This window comes from Elusimicrobium sp., from assembly GCA_015062115.1.
Lineage (GTDB): Bacteria > Elusimicrobiota > Elusimicrobia > Elusimicrobiales > Elusimicrobiaceae > Avelusimicrobium.
Genome location: SUVG01000004.1, coordinates 25,772 through 44,983, shown reverse-complemented (window position 1 = coordinate 44,983; position 19,212 = coordinate 25,772). Strand labels below are relative to the sequence as shown.

The window sequence follows — 19,212 nt, the reverse complement described above, 5'->3', positions numbered from 1 at the left end:
TTTTATTCCACCGTGGCCGATAAACGCCGGGCCATGGCGCGGCGTTCAAAATCACTGTTCAAGCGAACTTGCAACGAGGTGATTTCTTCGCGGAAGTTGCCTTCCAATCTTTCCAACTGTTCTTGTTTGCTACTCAGACGACTCGGCTTGGAAAGAAGGGTTTGAAGCCCGTTTTGGTAGGATTCAAAAATGGGTTTGGCTTGGGAAACAGCCCCCAACCCATATAATTTTTCAAATTGTTTTTCCAATTCCGTGTACGAAGCCGCTGCTTCGGCAGAAATGGCGGAAATTTCTTCCTGCTTAAAATGGACGGAAGGATTCCCGTATTTTTTCAATACTTCGTTAAAAGCGCTGTCGGCTTCCGCGGCCACGCGTTTTAATTCTTCTTCCACATCTTCCGTAGTGGGTGCGGAAGAAAGCACCAAGCAGGAGTCGTCCCCCGCTTTTTTGAGAATCGGCAAGGCTTTTTGAGCGCAGGGCAATCCGTAATCGCGCAGGATATCGTTATAGAGCACTCTGGAAGAGTCTTCTAACATCTGTTGAGAATACGCAAGCAATTTTTTATCGGGAATATTCCAAGTGTGGGTTTCTTCTTCCTGCGTTAAAGCGGTTAAGGCTTTTGTGTTTTCGTCGTTCAAAGCGGCTATTTTTTCTTTTAATTCTTGCGGAGTTTTAGCCTCTTTGGCAGTGGCAACCACTTCATTTCTGAATTTGGTAAGCAACTTGCCGGCTTTGTCAGCCACGCGCGCAGCGGAAGCCGCCCGCACGGAAGCAGACAATTTTTTTTGGTAATCGGTCAAAAAAGCGGAAAGGCGGGAATCTTCCTGTAAGTGCAGTTTTGCAAACACATCTGCAGACAAAAGCGGTTTAGATACCAACGGCTTAGAACGGGCCAATGCCTGCGCACGCAAATTTTGCGCTTTAGAAACATAATGCTTTAAGTTAGCCGAACGCTGAGAAGGGCGTTTGGGGTGTACTTCCTCTTCGGGAGGAGTACAAGAAACAAGCGCACCAAGCGCAAACAACAAAAGAAATAAAAAAGAATTTTTTTTCATAATTTTACCACGATGAGCGTAGGGATCACCTCTAGAATATGTTACTCAATTTACTTCGCGGATACAAGGGCCTTTAGACCTATTTTCTATTCCTTCAAAAGACCTATTTTGCTTATAAAAAAAGAGAGCCCGGTTAAGGGCTCCCTTCTAGATTGTTCAAACAACTATTTTTTGCTGATTTCAATTCCCAATTCTTCCAGTTGTTTGTCATCAACTTTATTGGGAGATTCCGTCAGCGGGCAGACGGCTTGTGCCGTTTTGGGGAAGGCAATAACTTCGCGGATAGAATCTTCCCCGGCTAAAAGCGCGGTAATGCGATCCAACCCAAGCCCGATTCCGCCGTGAGGAGGAGCTCCTGCCTCCAAGGCATTTAACAACATACCAAAGCGAAGAGCGGCTTCTTCCTTGGAGTGTTTCATTAACGCCAAGATGCGTTCCTGCACTTCGCGGCGGCAGTTGCGTACGGAGCCGGAAGCCAATTCGTTCCCGTTTAACACGAGGTCAAACTGATAAGAACGCACGGAGCCGGGGTCGGTTTCCAATTTCGACAAATCTTCTTCCACGGCTGCGGTGAACGGGTTGTGGGCGGCGTCCCAACGGTCTTCTTCAGGGATATATTCCAACAACGGGAAGTTAGTAATCCACGCAAAAGCCCAATCGCTCGTTTTGGTTAAACCTTTAAGGAGTTCTTTGCGAAGCGCACCCATGAAGTTTTGGCAAGTGCGTTTAACTAAATCGCTCCCGACTAAAATAACATCGCCGTTTTGGGCACCCACGGCCGTTTGCAAGGAAGACATTTCTTCCTGCGTGAAAAATTTGCAGGTAGGGCCTTCAAACGCCCCTTCTTTCACTTTTATCCACACCAAGCCTTTGGCACCGTTCTTTTTAGCCAAGTCGGTCAGTTTATCGAGTTGACCGCGGGAATAGGAAGCGCCGCCTTCCCCGCGCAAGGCATAAATGGCACCGCCGGCGGCGAGGACATCTTTGAACACTTTGAATTCCGTTTTGGCAAAAACACCGGCTACATTTTTCAGTTCCAAGTTATAGCGCAAGTCCGGCTTGTCGGAACCGAAGCGTTCCATGGCTTCTTCGAACGGAAGTTTAATAAAAGGAGTTTGCAATTCTTTACCGGCCGTTTTGAAAATTTCCTTCATCATGCCTTCCACTATTTCGTGGATATCGTCGATAGTAACAAAGGACATTTCCATATCGATTTGCGTATGTTCGGGTTGGCGGTCGGCACGCAAGTCTTCATCGCGAAAGCACCGCGCCAATTGGAAATAGCGGTCGATACCGCTGGCCATCAATGTTTGTTTGAACATTTGGGGGCTTTGCGGCAAGGCATAAAAATCGCCGTGGTGAACACGGGAAGGCACTAAATAGTCGCGCGCGCCTTCGGGCGTGGAGCGCGTAAGCACCGGGGTTTCCACCTCGATAAAACCTTGTTCGTCCAAATAACGGCGAGCCGCTTGGGCGATGCGATGGCGCAGATGGAGGTTGGCAAACATTTGCGGGTTTCTTAAATCTAAGTAGCGGTATTTTAAGCGAATTTCTTCCGCAACCGAGCGGGATTTTTCCACATCAAACGGGAGCGCAATAGAAGTATTTAATACTTTTAATTCTTCCGCCACCACTTCTATTTCACCCGTTTTCATATTCGGGTTTACGGCTCCTTCGATACGGGCTTTTACCGTACCCGTAATTTCCACTACATACTCGTTGCGAAGGCCGTAAGCCGTTTCAAAAAAAGGGCTGGAAGGCTCTACCACCACTTGGCAGATACCGGTGCGGTCACGCAAATCTAAAAATAATACTCCCCCGTGGTTGCGGTAGCTGTTTACCCACCCGCAAAGGGTTTGTTTAGTACCGAGCAGGGCAGATGTAATTTCCCCGCAATAATTGGTTCTCTTCATACTAATTTTTTTACCTCGTCAGTTAAAGCGTCAAAAGAAATCCTTTTTTGTTCGCCGCTTTCCAAATCTTTAAGCGTAACTTCGTGTGCGGCTAATTCGTCCGTACCCAAAATAAGCGCGTAAGAAGCACCGCAACGGTCGGCTTGTTTCATTTGGCCCTTGATGTTTTTATCAAAAAGGCCGCCTTCGGTGCGCACGCCCGCCGAACGCAAAGATTGCATTAAATTGAAAGCCGTTTCGTTACAGGTTTTATCCATGGACACGAAATACACACTCTTGGGTTTTTCCGCCGCCACTTCTCCGCGAGACATAATCACCCGTTCCACACCCATGGCCCAACCGATGGCAGGAGTAGCAGGCCCCCCCATATTTTTTACGAGCGTATCGTAACGGCCGCCGGCGGCAATGGCATTTTGCGAAGCATCTCCCGCTTGAAATTCAAACACGGTTCGGGAATAGTAATCTAACCCGCGCACGAGCATGGGATCCACTTCAAAATCAATTTTTCCTTTCAGCAGGGCTTGCACTTCGTCAAAGTGGACTTGGCAATCTTCACAAAGGCACATAGTAGGCACGCGACCCGCAAAACGGGCTCCGTCCAATTTACAATCTAATACACGGAGCGGATTTTTTTCCAAACGGGTCTGGCAATTTTCACACAAAGTGTCTTTTTCTTTAGAAAGAAAATCAATAAGAGCCTGGCGATAGAGCGGTCGGCATTTATCGCACCCGAGACTGTTGATTTTTACCTTATAATTTTTAGCCCCGAATTTGGCCACAATATCTTTGAGCATTAAAATCACTTCCGCATCGGCCGCGGGAGCGGAGTTACCCAAATACTCAGCGCCGATTTGCTCAAACTCGCGGTAGCGGCCCGCTTGCGGGCGCTCGGCACGAAACATATTACCGATATAGTAAAGTTTCTGCACCGGTGCGTTTTGCACAAAATTATTTTCCAAATAGGCACGCACCACCCCGGGGGTTCCTTCGGGGCGAATAGCCAGTTGGCGATGGCCGGCATCTTCAAAAGCATACATTTCTTTTTGAACAATGTCGGTCGTTTCGCCCGTAGATTTAATGAAAAGTTCTTTCAACTCTACCGTCGGCAAACGAAGTTCGCCGAAACCATAGAGGGAAAACACGCTTCTTGCGCAGTTTTCAAGTTCCGTAAAATTTTTAGATTGGGGTTCGAAGATATCCCGAAACCCGCGTACAAGTTTAGCCATATACTTAATTTTAGCATTTTATAAGTGTTTAAGGGATAGCGGAGGTTTGAAAAAAGGGGCCAAACGGCCCCTTTCGGTTTCTTGATTAGAGTTTTACTTCGTTTTTTTATCCAAAACGGCACATTGTTGGGTTATTTTGAAATTTTCCAACAGTTGGTTATACTGCCGCAACAAGCGTTCCTGTTTTTTACTCAGCACTCCCCCTGCAGATTTTTTATTTTCCGCTTTGGTTAGGGCGCGTTTGTTTTCCTGCTTAAAAAGATCCACATCTGCTTGAGAAACATTCATATAAAAACGGCACTTTTCCCGCAAGGAGGCCTGCTCGCTTTCGGCACGGCGAGAAGCCTGTTGTTCTTGCAATAAGCGATTTTGAGTTTCCTGTTGTTGGGAAATATAATTTCGAACATCGGCCACCGTAATTCCCAAAGAACGCATATCAGCCTTAGCCTGCACGACATCTTGCGGCACATGTAAGAAATAAAATCCTTCGTAGCGGGCTAAACTTTCCGCATCAGTTTTATGATACTGGGTAAAAGCGCGCAAGGCACACTCCCCCTTTTTATGAACATGTTTACTTTGCGCGAAAGAGTGATAGGCTCCCTCTTCCATTTCTTTCCCGCACACATAGCATTTTGCTTTTGCTTTACTCGAAGATTCCGGGCGGGTGGCGGGTGTTTTACGCACCGGTTTAGATTCCGGCGCAGCAGGCAACACCTTCGGTTTTCCTTGCGGTTTAGTAGACGGTTGCTGTCTGGTATCTTTAGGCGCAGAAACCTGCTTTGCAGAAAGCCCCCCCTTAACGGGCGTACTTGCAGCAGGCGGCAATGTTTCTTTAGCGGAATGAGTGGCAAATACATCTATATCCGGCACCGCGGCCGATTTGGCCACCTCTTCTAACGGAGGAACCGACACCATGGATAAAGCGGGAGAAGCAGACATAGAAGCCACTTGAAAGTCTATCCCTTCCCGCAACGCTTTTTTATACAATTCCGCATACGAAAGTATAGGAGCCTTTGTTTGCTCGCGGTCGTAACGGTATTTGCGGATATATTCCTGAGATTGAGAAGCTTTGGCCCGTCTGGGGCAATCCTCGTGGAAATAGAACACATGCCCTCTGGAAACAGAGGAAAGTTCTTCGTCCGGTTCAATTTCTTTCCCGCAAGACAGACACACATGTTTTTTCTTCTCTACTGCTGCATACAAATGGTATTCGTAAGGGGTGGCCCGGGCCAATTTTTCCGGGTTGTATAAGGGTTTACCGGGGGCAATATCCGGGTCTTGCGCTATAAGGGCTTGGACTTTGTCGTACACACCCAAAAAACCTATCTTATCATTATCATCCATCTCGTTCATGCTGGAATAAATGATACCGACTTTCTTTTGACGTTCCGCTAAATAATTCATACGGGCCGAATCCATTAAATCAAGCGTGGTTAAAACACCTTGTTCGGAGGCTGTTTCCAATTTTTTATTTAAACGCGCGATTTCGTCTCCCAAGCGCTCATACTCTTTCTGCCACTCCAAAGCGCCTTTTTCGAACCAATTGATGGCCTCTATTCTGCGTTTATTGGTGTTTTTTTCTTCCTCGCTGCGGTAGGGTTGCCCGTAGGCATAGCGAAAGTTTTTGGCTTGGTATGCCGGGCAGAAACTTGTCCAGCCTTTTTCCCAACGGGGAGAAGTTTTCCCTTGTTTGGCAAGCAACACATCCCACATATTGATAATGCCGTCCAAATCATCACAACGCACGGAATAATTTGCTTGGGCGGTAGTCATGACGGAATATTTTTCCATTTCGTAAGTAGAAATCCCCACGGACAGGAGCGAAAATTCTTGGGTGATATTGGAATCATGATTTAATTTATTCCAATACAAATCTGCCAAGCCCATCAAGTGCCCCACCTCATGCGTTACTACAGATTCCGGAGGACACCCCCTAGACGATAAAGAATAACCGCCTCCGTCGTGGAAACGATAATTAAAGGTGTACCAACGGATTCTGTTTTCCAAAGCATTGGCATCAGCACATGTAGAAACTCCCCCGCTGGAAAGATAAAGGGCCAGATTTAAGCATTGCGGGTTAGAAGGAGTGTTTTTATCTTCTAAAAATACCCGCACCCCATTGGGATAAATGTTCAAAAAATCTGCAAACTCTTCGGCACGGCCCGCCTGAACAATTTGGGAACGAACCGGGCCAAACCAACGATGGAAGGCTGCGCTTAAATCTTTAAGGGCAACCTGAGAAATTTGTTTTAATTCCTGCGCGGAAACTCCTTCCACCCGGGGCCCTTCCAACTTAACGGAAATGCAAGGATAATTCCCCGCACGCGATAATTTTTCAACAAAACAACGCTTATCTTGGCTGACGCGGGCCAAACAAGGCTCCATAATCCCCCAAGAAAAAGCAAGGGACGGATAAATAAAGAGTAGTAAAAACAATAAGGTAATTTTTTTCATATTAAATAAACAAATCGTCAATCATAGAATAAAGGATTTCCAACAAAATTCAAGAAAAGCACTATGGATAAAGTATATAAAATTAAAAACCCCGCTCGGGCGGGGTCTAAATGGTGGCAAATTATACCGTATTACCCGACGACCTTCGGCGAACTCGCGTAAAACGGCGCCAAAATTCAACATAAAAAAACCCCGCTCGGGCGGGGTTATTAGAATTATTAAATGGTGGACGTGATCGGGATCGAACCGACGACCTCCTCGTTGCGAACGAGGCGCTCTCCCAGCTGAGCTACACGCCCGATAAATCGGTTTACGGCACCGCCGTAACTAGGACTTATTTATTATAGCATATCCAAGAGAGAAAAGAAAAGGTTTCTCTCGTTTACTTAATTTATGGTGGGTTTTCTACGTGTTTTTCTCTCTCATTATAAAAACACGATTTCATTTTCTTTATTAAAAAGATAGAATATATATATTCATTTTACTATTATTTACGAGGGAATTTATGGCTAGCAAAATAAGAGTCAAAGATGTCGGCCAATACTTAGGCCAAGAAATTACGTTAAAAGGTTGGCTCTATAATAAACGCTCCAGCGGGAAATTGCACTTTTTGCAACTGCGCGACGGAAGCGGCATTATCCAATGTGTTATGTTTAAGGGCGAAGTGTCGCCGGAACTGTTTGACTTGGGGGACAAAGTAACCCAAGAATCTTCCATCATCGTTACCGGTACCGTACGCGAGGACAAACGCTCCCCCTTGGGTTTTGAGTTGGGCGTAACCAACCTGGAAGTAGTCCAGTTAGCCAAAGACTACCCGATTACCCCCAAAGAACACGGCCCGGACTTTTTGATGCAGCACCGCCACCTTTGGTTGCGTTCTGCCCGTCAAGCGGCTATTTTGCGCGTGCGCGACGAAATCATCTTTGCTATCCGCGAATACTTACATAAAAACGGGTTTATCCTGTCGGATTCCCCCATTTTAACCCCCGCCGCCTGCGAAGGCACCAGCACCCTTTTTGAAACCGATTATTTCGGCGAAAAAGCCTTCCTCTCCCAAAGCGGACAATTATACGGGGAAGCCTCTGCCATGGCCTTGGGCCGCACCTACTGCTTTGGGCCTACCTTCCGTGCAGAAAAATCTAAAACGCGCCGCCACTTGACGGAATTTTGGATGGTAGAACCCGAAGTGGCTTATAACGATTTGGACGATAACATGGACTTGGCCGAAGACTTTATTAAATACATTGTAGGTCAAGTACTTAAAAATTGTGCGGCCGACCTAAAAACCTTAGGCCGCGACACTACCAAACTCCAAGCCACGGTGGAAAAACCCTTCCCCCGTATCGACTACACGGACGCCATTGAAATTTTACACAAAAAAGGCAACGATACCCCGTGGGGCGGAGACATTGGCGGGGACGAAGAAACCCTTCTCGGGGAAGATTACGATACCCCTATCATGATTCACCGCTACCCCACCGCTATTAAGGCCTTCTACATGAAACGCGACCCCAAAAACCCGAAAGTAGTGTTGGCGGTTGATGTAATCGGGCCCGAAGGCGCGGGTGAAATTATCGGCGGAAGTGAAAGAGAAGCCGATTACGATGTTTTAGTGGAACGCATCAAAGAACAAGGCCTCGACCCCGAAGGATACAGTTGGTATTTAGATTTACGCAAATACGGAAGCGTGCCGCATGCCGGATTTGGCATGGGAATTGAACGCATGGTTCGCTGGATTTGCGGACTCCAACACGTGCGCGAAACAATTCCGTTCGCCCGCATGATGGATAAAATCCACCCCTAGTACAAAATCTTACAGGAAAACCCCACTCAAAAAGTGGGGTTTTTTATTTTGCCAAATCGCCTAAACTCTTACAGATTTTCTTTCCTCTGTCTCCGGTAGATACACACCCAGGATAATAGGTCCCTGTCGGGTGATCGAGCACTACGGTAACGGTAGCCATTTTGTTTGCGTAGCAAGCGGTACTTCCTGTATTGTATCCCGGGCATAATGCTACACGTATTGCTCCCGTAGGTAAATTATTCGCACTCACAATATCGATAAAATATCCGTCGGGGCATTGCCACTCATTGACATAGGCTAAGGTACAGGCGTGGGAATAATCAATATCCAAGTCGGCCAAGTGACGCGTGTAAGTGCCGTTGGCCATATAGTATATTTCTTCCGCTCTTTTTACGCTCCTTGCCAGAGAAAGATAATTCATAAAACGGGTTTTATCCACCGCCACTTGGTACTGCGGGAGTGCCACCGCCGACAAGATGCCGATGATTAACACCACTACTAACAGTTCAATTAAAGTAAAACCTCTCTGCATAGAAACTCCTTAAATAGGTTAATGGTCAATAAAGCGTTCCTAGGAAATTGTACAAAAAAAACAGGCGCCGGGGGTTACCGGCGCCTGCTATTGTGATGCTTTTATAAAAAATTACAACTGAAGGGAAGGAATATCTTCGAGGACAAGTTCCTTATCTATATCAACATCCTCAAAACGGTCAGAAAAATCCGTTCCTTCTCCCGGGGTCGGCTCATAATCGTCCGGCAACGGTTCCTCGTCTCCAGTCGTTTCCATCATCATAGAACAACCAAGACAACTTTCGCCTGCAATGTTTTTACACTCCCAAGTCCACTTATTACACTGCTGTCCTTGGGGGACATAACCGCAAGCTTGTTGTACATTCACGGCAGTCGTACAGCAGGACGGGTGAGATTTCATTTCCGTTTTGCAGCAAGTCTGTTTATGTGCATTAAAGAAAGAAGGGTCACTGCAAGACGGTATTTTACACCCGTCGCAAGCATTACCGGCCCCGTCTTTACACTCATATCCAGAAATATAATCTATATACACATAGTCTCCAAAAAATTCACCGCCCCCATCATAACCACTAGGGGGAGCATCGCTATGATATTTACTGTAAACAGGCGTAGCCTTACAGGAGCATTCCGCCGTTGTTTTGCTGCAGGTACTCCAACTTCCGGCGCTCCACTCGCCGGTGGAAGTATTACAAGTTACCGTTCTGGTTTGAGTACCGCAAGAGTTACAAGTTTGCGAGGTAGCCGGTTTGGTACCTGTACATTCACACTCATCTGCAACAGTACACGCACTCCATTCACTCCACTCACCGGTAGAAGTATTGCAAGTGCGCGTTCTTTCTCCCGCGTTGTTACAGCCGCATTTTTCGGTGGCAGAACCGGGACATTGGATTACGGGCGGAACAGCAGGTGTTGTCGTCCCCGCACAAGCCTTTCCCTCGTCATAATCTGCCTTGGCAATCAGTTCACTGCATAACGGATAGTCTTTATTTAATTTCAAACACTCCAACTCCGTTCTGTTTGCACAACAAATGCGTCCGTCCGCATAAGACGGCATCTGCAATTCGTACTTATATTTCCCGTTGCTCTCAGCCTTAATACCTGTGTCGGTAAGGGAGTAATTAAAGTTTTTGGTATTGGTAGAAGTTAACACATCGGTTAACTTGTCGCTATCGGTTAAATAATTCTTATCCAACGCACAGCGTTTTTCCTGTTCCGTGCGTACCGCCGCCATCAGTTCTTCCGCTTCCGTCGTTTTGCGGGTTTCCACAATTTTGTTAAACTTGGGAAGCACCACGGCAGACAATACCCCGATGATAATTACTACCACCAAGAGTTCCGTTAATGTAAATGCTTTTTTCTTTTTATTTAATTTCATATTGAATTCTCCGGGGAAAATTATTTCCCTTATAATAATTATACTAGAAATAATCGGTTTTTCAAATTTTTTAGAATTATTTTTCATTTCCCAATACCGAACAAAACTTGTAAGAAATTTCGTTCGTCCGGTTGGGCCGCTCCCGTTCCGTACGCATGATGCGTAACCGGAGCATCCACCGTGGAAATACGATGTACCCTACGAATTAAATTATTGCCCGTATCCACAAAATAAAGCATATCGTGCGGAGTAATAAACAAAGCCCCCGGGTAGGCCAGTTCCGCGTCCCATGCGTCCATACTGTCACCATTATAGCCGCGTTTACCGTTACCGACCACCGTTTCTACTTTGCTATCCATACGGCTTTCTACCACTAAACGGCGAATTCGTTGATTGTCCGTATCGGAAATATACAAACGCCCTTTTTTATCTACAGCTAAACCTGTGGGGTTGCTGAATTGGCTGTCCGTACATTTTCTGTCTCCCTCTCCCGAAAAACCGCGGCGCCCCGTACCGGCTATCACAAAAGTAAGTGTTTTGCGGGGCTCTATCCAACGAACTTGGTGGTTTCCTGTATCGGCAACAAACAGGTTCCCTTTATCATCAAAAACAAGAGAGGAAGGGCGGTTTAAGCGCGTATTGGAAGCCAACTCGCCGTCTCCGTCGTTTCCGCGTTCACCGGTACCTACCACATTTATAAGCGTACCTGTTTGACGGTCTATTTTACGCACCAAGTGGTTGCCGGTATCCGAAAAATACACTTCCCCGCGCGGGCTGACGGCCACCCCGGTGGGATTTCTAAGACTGGAAGCCTTAGGACGCATGCCGTCCCCATTGTATCCTTTACGCCCGTCTCCCGCTACGGTATATAAATAGCCGTTGGGGGTTAGCATACGAATACGCTGGTTTCCCGTATCGGCGATATATAAGTTCCCTAATGTATCAAAGGCTATTCCCGTCGGGCCGTTTAAGGTAGCCATTTCGGCATTACCGCCATCATTTTTGAACCCTTTTTCCCCCGTCCCTGCCACGGTTTCTATCCGTCCGGTGCGTTGATCCACCTTACGGATACGGTGGTTGAGCGTGTCCGAAAAATAGATATTCCCCCGTCTGTCAACTGCCACCCCCAGGGGATTAGCCAAGCGGGCGGCAAGAGAATCCCCCCCGTCTCCGGCAAAACTGCGTTTACCGGGTGTACCGGCCACATCTTGAATTTGGCCCGGCGCATAGAAACTTTGGGCTCCTAAAAAAACGGATGATAAACTCATCAAAAGAAAAGTAATTGTTTTTCTCATAAAAACTCCTTTTGAGTATGGTAACAAACCCGAAAACAAAGTGCAAGAAATTACGGTTATTTTCGTGCTGTATTTTTGCTACAATGATAGTGAGGAAAATTTTTTTCCGTTTACATATTTTGACGAGGAAAATAAACAATGATTATTTTATTTTTGAATTGCGGAAGTTCGTCTGTAAAATACAGTGTCTATGACTGGGACAACAAAAAAAGCCTTTGTGCCGGTGTGGTAGAACGCATTGCCATTAACGGCTCTTCTATTTCGCATGACAGACCCGGCCTCCCTGCCTTTGAATTACAAAAGGATTGTGCCGACCATAAAGATGCCATCAACCTGGTAATTGAAACCATCACTCACCCGGAACACGGCGTCATTGAAAATATCAATGTAATCAGCGCGGTGGGGCACCGCATCGTACACGGCGGCAAATTTGCCAAATCTGTTATCGTGGACGATAAAGTAGTGGAAGAATTAAGAAACATTGCCGATTTAGCCCCCTTACATAACCCGGCCCATATCATGGGTATTGAAGCGGCCCGCGCCCTGTTACCCGAAGTTACCCACGTATGTGTAATGGATACGGCTTTTCACCAAACCATGCCGGCTTCCTCTTATATGTATGCGTTGCCGCGCAACTGGTACACCGAACACCATATCCGCCGCTACGGCTTTCATGGTTCTTCCGTTCTTTATACCTCCCGCCGTGCCGCCGTATTGTTAGACAAAAATGTAGATGAAGTAAACACCATTGTCTGCCATATCGGCGCGGGTGCCAGCGTAACGGCTGTAAAAAACGGCCAATGCTTGGATACCAGCATGGGATTAACCCCCCTTGAAGGACTTGTAATGGGTACCCGCAGCGGAGACATGGATCCGTCCATTTGCTTCCACATGATGAAAAAACTTAACATGTCCCCGGAAGAAATGTATACCATTTTGAACAAGAAGAGCGGTATGTTTGCCCTCACGGGAGATCGCTTTTCCGACCAACGCGATGTACGCAAAGGGGCCGCCAACGGCGATGAACTGTGCAAACTCGCGTTAGATGTACAATGCTACCGTATTAAAAAATATATCGGGGCGTATATGGCCGCCCTGGGCCGTTTGGACAGTATCGTCTTTACCGCCGGCATCGGGGAACGCGCCAGCAATGTGCGCGCCATGGTGCTTAAAGGGTTAGAAAACTTCGGCATTATTATTGACGAAGAAAAGAACCTTTGCGCCGAAACCAATAAAGCCGAATCTTGTATTTCGGCCGATAACTCCAAAGTAAAAGTATTTGTTATCCCCACCGACGAAGAAATCGTAGGGGTGCAGGATATTGTGGCCCTCTTGGCCGGAACTTACGATGTTTACACCAAGTTCCGCTATATTTTCCAAGAGAAAGATTACCGCAACAAACTACGCGATGCAGCCTTTATTGAAGATGCAAAAAAGAATCCGCAACTCTTAAAGGCCGCCGTTAATCTGCCCGAAGAATTGAAAAACAAATAGTGCTTACAAATCAAAAAGCCCGCCTTATAAAGGCGGGCTTTTTCTGTTTCTATATACCGTAAAAAACCCCTCTTAAAGAGGGGTTCTAAAACAAAAGCACAGTCGTTTCGTTTTCGCACGCAATTAAAGATTTTCTTTAATCGTTTGTGCCAAGCGTTTCAAACCTTCCACTATTTGCTCCTTAGAGGAGTAGGAAAAGTTCAAACGCATATCGTTATACACATCACCCGCCGGGTAGAAATCTACCCCCGCCACAAACGCCACTTTGTTTTCGATGGCTTTGGGCAGCAGGGCCGTTGCGTCCATATGCTTAGGCAAAGTAAGCCACAGGAAAAGCCCCCCTTCCGGGCGCGTCCAAGAGATATTCTTCGGCATATACTCGGCCAAAGTTTTTAACATCAGGTCGCGTTTTTCGCGGTAGGAATCAATAATTTTATTCACATGGGCTTGCAGTAAGCCGCGGCGCAGGTATTCTGCCGTGGCCAACTGCAAAATGGGCGAAGTACACAAATCAATTGCTTGTTTCAAAATGACATATTTGCGGATAACTTCTTCGGGCCCGAGGATAAACCCAAGGCGGAAACCCGGCACAAACACTTTAGAAAAAGTGAACATGGTAATTACATTCCCCTGCCCGCCGTCTATTTCGTAAAAAGTACGGGGAGATTTCCCTTCAAAACGCACTTGGCGGTAAGGAGAATCTTCCAAAATAAAGGTATCGTATTTTTTTACAATTTCTAAAATTTCCTGACGGCGTTTTTCGGGAATAGTCGTACCCGTGGGGTTTTGAAAATCAGGCACCAAATACACAAATTTACATTGTTTTCCTTGGTTTTTAAGCCCTTCCAGTTTAGCCTCTAAATCTTCGGGCAAAATGCCATAAGCATCGCTTTCCGCCCCCACGATATGGGCCCCTACTACCTGAAAAGCCTGCAAAGCCCCCAAATAGGTAGGAGAAGCGGTAATGATGCTGTCGCCGGGGTTTACAAACAGGCGGGCCGTCATATCCAAGGCTTGTTGCGAAGCCGAAACCACTAATAACTGTTCGGGTTTGGCATCAATATTTTCGGTTTCCTTCAAAAGTTTTACGAGTTCTTTTTTTAAGGTTCCTTGCCCTTCGGTCGTACCGTATTGCAAGGCTTCTTTCGGCGAAGTTTTTACCACTTCGGCCATAATATCGGCAACATCTTGGGTAGGGAATAAATCAGGATCCGGCAATCCCCCCGCAAACGAAATAATCTCCGGGCGGGAAATAACTTTTAACAATTCCCGGATAGCAGAGGCTTTGGAGCGGGAGACCACCAAAGAAAAAAGTTTATTATAATCCATGCATCTTCCTCTAATTCTTTATTTAATATATTGTACTATTTTTAGACTTAAATCTTTAGCCGGTACCGAGTGAGTAAGCGCACCCATGGAAATAACATCTACCCCTGTCTTGCAGTAACTTTCCAGGTTATCTTTATTCACCCCGCCGGATACTTCAATAATGGCGCGGCCTGCAATTTCCTGCTTGCAAACCAAAATTTCTTCCGGGGTCATATTATCCAACATAATGATATCCGCCCCGGCGGCCAAGGCTTCTTTTACTTCGTCCAAATTAGTGGTTTCCACTTCCACTTTAGGGGTATGCCCGATAACCGATTTAATTTTGGCAACGGCCGCGGTAATGGAACCGGCGGCGGCAATGTGATTATCTTTAATCATCACGCTGTCGGCCAAACTGATACGGTGATTGCGTGCCCCGCCCACGCGCACGGCATATTTATCTAAGCGTCTTAAGCCGGGCTGGGTTTTGCGGGTATCCACAATCATCACGCCGTATTTATTGCCGATAGCGGCATATTCGCGCGAAGCCGTGGAAATACCGCTCATGCGTTGCATAAAATTAAGCGCGGTGCGCTCGGCCTTCAAAATAGAAAGAGCCGGGCCTTTTAAGAGAAGCACTTTTTCGCCTTTGGATACAAAATCCCCCTCTTTTTTAAGCGGTAAAAATTCTACGGCAGGATCCACCGCGGCAAAGACAGTTCTGGCCACTTCCATACCGCACAACACCAAATCTTCCTTGGCGGTAATGGCGGCTTCGGCCCGGGTTTCGGGCGTAAAAATCGTGTCGGAGGTAATATCCCCCAAACTTAAATCTTCCTGCAAAGCAAGTTCTATAATTTTATCCAGAATCATCATTGGGCTAACTCGAACATTTTATCAATAGATTTTTTGGCGGCCAGGGCAATTTTTTCGTCCACCTGCACCAATTGCTCGGGGCGCGGATCAACAAGCGCTTCCAAAGTGTTTGCTAATGTGTTTTGCTTCATGTAACTGCAAGTGCCAAACGGCCAAATAAATTGTTTGTCCGGGTGTTCGGCCTGCATACGGTTCACCAACCCGAACTCCGTTAACATACCAAACAGTTTCCCGTCGCTACCGGCTACATACGAGGCCATGCCTTTGGTACTGCCCACATAATCGCACTTTTCGCATACGGAAATGGGGCATTCGGGGTGGGCTACCACGCGGATACCGGGGTGTTCGGCACGCAACGCGTCCACATTTTCGGCCGAATACTTATCGTGTACGCAACAAGTACCGCCGGCAGAGATAATTTTTTTAGGCGTTCCGCGGCGTTTTAATTCGGCATCTAAATTTTGGGCCATCAAGGTATCCGGCACAAAAATAAGTTCGTCTCCGGGCATTTTTTGGGCAATATCATAGACATTGCCGGAAGTAACGCAACTGTCGCACTGGGCTTTTACCTCGGCGGTGCTGTTAATATAGCACAGGCAAGGCACACCGGGGTGCGCCGCGCGCAATTTTTTTACATCTTCCCCCGTCATGGAATCAGCCAAACTGCACCCGGCATGACCGGCCGGAATTAACACCGTTTTGGAAGGGTTAATGATTTTAGCCGTTTCCGCCATAAACCATACCCCCGCAAAAATGATGATATCCGCCGAACACTCGCGCGCTTTTTGTGCCAATTCGTAGGAATCGCCGCGATAGTCCGCCACGCCGTAAACCAAATCGGGAGTGGTATAGGAGTGGGCTAAAATGACGGCATTTTTTTCCTTCTTAAAACGGTTTATGGAAAGGGTGTAAGGGGCAGCCGCCAAACAATCTTCGTAAGTCCAGTTGGCGCAGTTCGTCTTGGAAACAGAGTTAAGAAGCCCATATAGTCTATGGGCTTCTTGAGTCAGTTGGGTTTCTTTTTCTAAAGTTTCTAACATACGCTTACAGCGTGTCCGGGAAATCTTCCGGCAATACCTCGTTAGAGGAGTAGGTAGTTTGGGTGGTTGTGGTGGAAGTATCCGGGCCGGAACCGTCCACATAGTAAATGTTGGTAGTGTTAATTACCTTTTTACTCTTCGTTACATTGGTGTTGGAAGATTCTTCCGTCTTTTTGACCGCAGTTTTTTTAGCAGCCTTTTTGGCGGGTTTTTCGGTGCCTTTCAATTTCACTTCGGCGGGAGGCAAGTAAGAATCGCCGCAGGCTTGGAGTTCATAAGCGGGTAAAGTATCATAATCGGTTTCCGGCGCCAAGAGATTGTCAAATTCCTGGTCGATAATTTGATATTTGGCATCTTTGGCAGAAACATTAGAGGCCTGCGCCGTTTTAACATTAGATTTGTTGGACGAACAAGCCGCACACAATACGGCGGCCGCAACTACAGTAAAAATTTTTTTCATAACCCGTCTCCTTAATGATATGCGCCTTACACACGCGCGTAATAACACTACTAAAATTATATATCATATTATGCGGTTTTGGAAAGTTTTTTTCCGTCAAAATCATTTTATTTTTACTATCTGACTTCTATATTTGATAAAATCTTAAGTTGTACCATTTTTTAGGAGAATCTTTACTATGCAAAGTTTGCTTAATTTATGGAACGCCCTTTCGGCGTTCTTGGCGGAACCTTCCGTACAAAGTGCGTATGATGTGATGAACGGATTTAACGCACTGATTTGGGGCCCTCCCATGATTTTTCTTCTCTTGTTTTTAGGAATTTATTTTACCGTTCGCTTAAACTTTCTGCAAAAATATACGTGGCCTGCCATGAAATTATCCGTAGCCAAAGTAGATTCCGAAGGCATGGTAAGCAGTTTCGGTTCTTTGGCGGTGATGATTGGTGCCACCGTAGGAACGGGCAGCATCATCGGGGTGACCACCGCCGTAGCCGAAGGCGGCCCGGGGGCTTTATTTTGGATGATAGTAGCCGGTTTTTTCAGTTTTGCCATTAAATACTGCGAGTGTTTAATTGCTTTTAAGTACCGCGTCAAACTGGCCGACGGGGAATATGTCGGCGGCCCGATGTATTACTTGGCCAATGTCTTGAAATACAAGTGGTTGGCCGTTGTGTTTGCCGTGGGAACCTTGTTAATGGGATTGACCGCCGGAAGCGCCTTACAAAGCAACTCCATTGCCGATGCCTTGCGCGAAGGCTACAATTTGAACCCGTGGTATATCGGGGTAATTGTTGCTTTCCTTTCCGGCATTGTAATTATCGGCGGTGTAAAAAGAATTGCCGCTTACTCGGAGTGGTTGGTGCCGATTATGGGCGGGCTGTACTTACTGCTTGCCTTCATTGTAATTGTGATGAATTTCTCTGAAGTTCCGTCTGCGATTTTAGTGGTAATCAAAAGTGCATTTACCGGTAAAGCCGCCGTTGGCGGTGCGGTGGGTGTAGGAATTATGGCGCTGGTGCAAAGTATTATCCCCGCTATTACGGCCGGGTTTACGCGTGCCGTACTGGCTACGGAAGCGGGCTTGGGGAGTGCCTCCATTGCGGCGGCGGCAGCCAAAACCCGCAGTGCTACGCAAATGGCCATTGTGTCGGCTACTTCTGTTTTTTGGGCGATTTTTATTTGCTCGCTTACGGGTATTGTAATTGTGCTCGCGGGCGATTGGCAAAACCCCAATGTGTACGCGGCTAACCTGTGCAACAGCGCGTTCAAAACGGTGCCCTATATCGGCACGCCGATTCTTATTTTTTCGCTCGTAATTTTCTCTTTTACCACGATTATCGGTTGGGGATATTACACGGAAAAAGCCCTTCAATTCTTGTGCAAAGGAAGCAATAAACTGATTAAACCTTCCCGCGTGCTCTTTATTGCGCTGGTATTTATCGGGGCATGGATTGGAACCAGTTTCTCGTGGGACTTTTTCATCACGGACTCTTTAACCCGCACCGCCGAGGCTAATGTATCCACCCGCTTTATGTGGGCTTTGGTAATTTTGACCATGACCATGATGACCCTTCCCAATATTTGGGCGTTGTGGTGCTTTAGAAAAGTAATTGTTAAAACCACGGCAAAAAACTTAAAAAATATTGTCGGAAAAAAGAATTAAAAAAACCTTACTAAAAAACCCCGCTGATTAGGCGGGGTTTTTTATTTTACAAATTCATATTTTTACACAATTTAGTTCCCATATCGGTATATCCGGTGCAAGTGGTTGTGTTTGGATTATTTGAATTCGCAAACCACACATCAATTTCTAAATCACCATTCATTGTATTATCAAACCCAGAAGCAAAAAAATTAAATTTTATACGATTAGAAGACCCAGTAGATACCGCCCCGACAAGATTATCAAATCTAGCAAATTGGCATAGTATCATGCTTCTATCTTCCTGCGAGGGCATATGACATACTTGTGAATAATCTATATCTAAATCATCTAAATTTACAGCATAAGAACCATTAGCCAGGTAGTAGATTTCTTGTCCTTTTTTTACGCCATACGCAATTTGCAGAGAATCCGTAAGGCGACTTTTCGCCACTGCCATATTGTACTGAGGCAACGCCACCGAAGACAAGATACCGATGATTAACACTACGACTAAAAGTTCTATCAAAGTAAAACCCTTTTTCATACAAAACCTCTTATAAATAAGTTTTCGGCAAACAAACGATATTATATTTTCTTCTGCCTGCCGATTAGGTACATTGTAAGAAAAAAAAAAACGGGTCAAGCCTTGGGCGAAAAACACCTCTTTTAATTCCCTTAAAAAAGAAAAAAGAGAACAAGCAATAACTTGTTCTCTTAAAAAGTTTAATCAGGCAGT

General features: G+C 46.2%; 14 protein-coding genes, 1 tRNA gene and 1 pseudogene. 3 read left to right on the top strand and 13 right to left on the bottom strand.

Features of this window, described 5'->3' with window-relative positions; translation table 11 throughout:
• Nucleotides 1-2: 2 nt before the first annotated feature.
• From E7027_03720 to E7027_03700, 5 genes are all read right to left on the bottom strand, one after another.
• Complete coding sequence (locus E7027_03720) at nucleotides 3-1,055, bottom strand: hypothetical protein (GenBank protein ID MBE6421222.1); 1,053 nt, start codon at nucleotides 1,053-1,055, stop codon at nucleotides 3-5.
• 164 nt (nucleotides 1,056-1,219) lie between these two features.
• Entirely contained in the window at nucleotides 1,220-2,968 is a 1,749-nt protein-coding gene (gene aspS, locus E7027_03715) for an aspartate--tRNA ligase (protein MBE6421221.1), read from the bottom strand.
• Nucleotides 2,965-4,194 carry a histidine--tRNA ligase gene (locus E7027_03710; protein MBE6421220.1) on the bottom strand — a complete coding sequence of 410 codons (1,230 nt, stop codon included), beginning with the start codon at nucleotides 4,192-4,194 and terminating at the stop codon, nucleotides 2,965-2,967. The genes aspS and E7027_03710 overlap by 4 nt, the downstream gene beginning before the upstream one ends.
• A 93-nt stretch (nucleotides 4,195-4,287) precedes the next feature.
• Nucleotides 4,288-6,648, bottom strand: a complete 2,361-nt coding sequence (locus E7027_03705; protein MBE6421219.1) for a hypothetical protein — start codon at nucleotides 6,646-6,648, stop codon at nucleotides 4,288-4,290.
• 223 nt (nucleotides 6,649-6,871) lie between these two features.
• A tRNA-Ala gene (locus E7027_03700) sits at nucleotides 6,872-6,947 on the bottom strand.
• 206 nt (nucleotides 6,948-7,153) lie between these two features.
• Here E7027_03700 and asnS point away from each other — a divergent pair.
• Nucleotides 7,154-8,452, top strand: a complete 1,299-nt coding sequence (gene asnS / locus E7027_03695) for an asparagine--tRNA ligase (protein ID MBE6421218.1) — start codon at nucleotides 7,154-7,156, stop codon at nucleotides 8,450-8,452.
• A gap of 454 nt (nucleotides 8,453-8,906) precedes the next feature.
• Here the strand turns inward: asnS and E7027_03690 are convergent.
• The 3 genes and pseudogenes from E7027_03690 to E7027_03680 all read right to left on the bottom strand — a co-directional run bounded on the left by E7027_03690 (nucleotide 8,907) and on the right by E7027_03680 (nucleotide 11,653).
• Nucleotides 8,907-8,984, bottom strand: a pseudogene (locus tag E7027_03690) (prepilin-type N-terminal cleavage/methylation domain-containing protein).
• 111 nt (nucleotides 8,985-9,095) lie between these two features.
• Complete coding sequence (locus tag E7027_03685; GenBank protein ID MBE6421217.1) at nucleotides 9,096-10,358, bottom strand: type II secretion system protein; 1,263 nt, start codon at nucleotides 10,356-10,358, stop codon at nucleotides 9,096-9,098.
• 83 nt (nucleotides 10,359-10,441) lie between these two features.
• A complete protein-coding gene (locus tag E7027_03680) occupies nucleotides 10,442-11,653 on the bottom strand; it encodes a hypothetical protein (protein MBE6421216.1) in 1,212 nt (403 codons plus the stop codon).
• 138 nt (nucleotides 11,654-11,791) lie between these two features.
• Between E7027_03680 and E7027_03675 the strand changes: the two genes are divergently transcribed.
• Nucleotides 11,792-13,147 carry an acetate kinase gene (locus E7027_03675; protein MBE6421215.1) on the top strand — a complete coding sequence of 452 codons (1,356 nt, stop codon included), beginning with the start codon at nucleotides 11,792-11,794 and terminating at the stop codon, nucleotides 13,145-13,147.
• Nucleotides 13,148-13,270: 123 nt separating this feature from the next.
• On the opposite strand, the gene E7027_03670 is transcribed toward E7027_03675, so the two are convergent.
• The 4 genes from E7027_03670 to E7027_03655 are packed head-to-tail and all read right to left on the bottom strand — an operon-like array spanning nucleotide 13,271 to nucleotide 16,831.
• A complete protein-coding gene (locus E7027_03670) occupies nucleotides 13,271-14,476 on the bottom strand; it encodes a PLP-dependent aminotransferase family protein (protein ID MBE6421214.1) in 1,206 nt (401 codons plus the stop codon).
• A gap of 18 nt (nucleotides 14,477-14,494) precedes the next feature.
• Nucleotides 14,495-15,331, bottom strand: a complete 837-nt coding sequence (gene nadC, locus E7027_03665; protein MBE6421213.1) for a carboxylating nicotinate-nucleotide diphosphorylase — start codon at nucleotides 15,329-15,331, stop codon at nucleotides 14,495-14,497.
• On the bottom strand, nucleotides 15,328-16,473 hold the full coding sequence (nadA, locus tag E7027_03660; GenBank protein ID MBE6421212.1) for a quinolinate synthase NadA: 1,146 nt from the start codon (nucleotides 16,471-16,473) through the stop codon (nucleotides 15,328-15,330). The genes nadC and nadA overlap by 4 nt, the downstream gene beginning before the upstream one ends.
• Nucleotides 16,376-16,831: a hypothetical protein gene (locus E7027_03655; GenBank protein MBE6421211.1), complete on the bottom strand. Its 456-nt coding sequence runs from the start codon at nucleotides 16,829-16,831 to the stop codon at nucleotides 16,376-16,378. Before E7027_03655 ends, nadA begins: the two co-directional genes overlap by 98 nt.
• Before the next feature lie 178 nt (nucleotides 16,832-17,009).
• Between E7027_03655 and E7027_03650 the strand changes: the two genes are divergently transcribed.
• The gene (locus E7027_03650) at nucleotides 17,010-18,494 is read left to right on the top strand and encodes a sodium:alanine symporter family protein (GenBank protein ID MBE6421210.1); all 1,485 of its coding nucleotides are present in this window, start codon (nucleotides 17,010-17,012) and stop codon (nucleotides 18,492-18,494) included.
• 46 nt (nucleotides 18,495-18,540) lie between these two features.
• Here the strand turns inward: E7027_03650 and E7027_03645 are convergent, their stop codons facing one another.
• Nucleotides 18,541-19,020 carry a prepilin-type N-terminal cleavage/methylation domain-containing protein gene (locus E7027_03645; protein ID MBE6421209.1) on the bottom strand — a complete coding sequence of 160 codons (480 nt, stop codon included), beginning with the start codon at nucleotides 19,018-19,020 and terminating at the stop codon, nucleotides 18,541-18,543.
• Nucleotides 19,021-19,212: the final 192 nt, after the last annotated feature.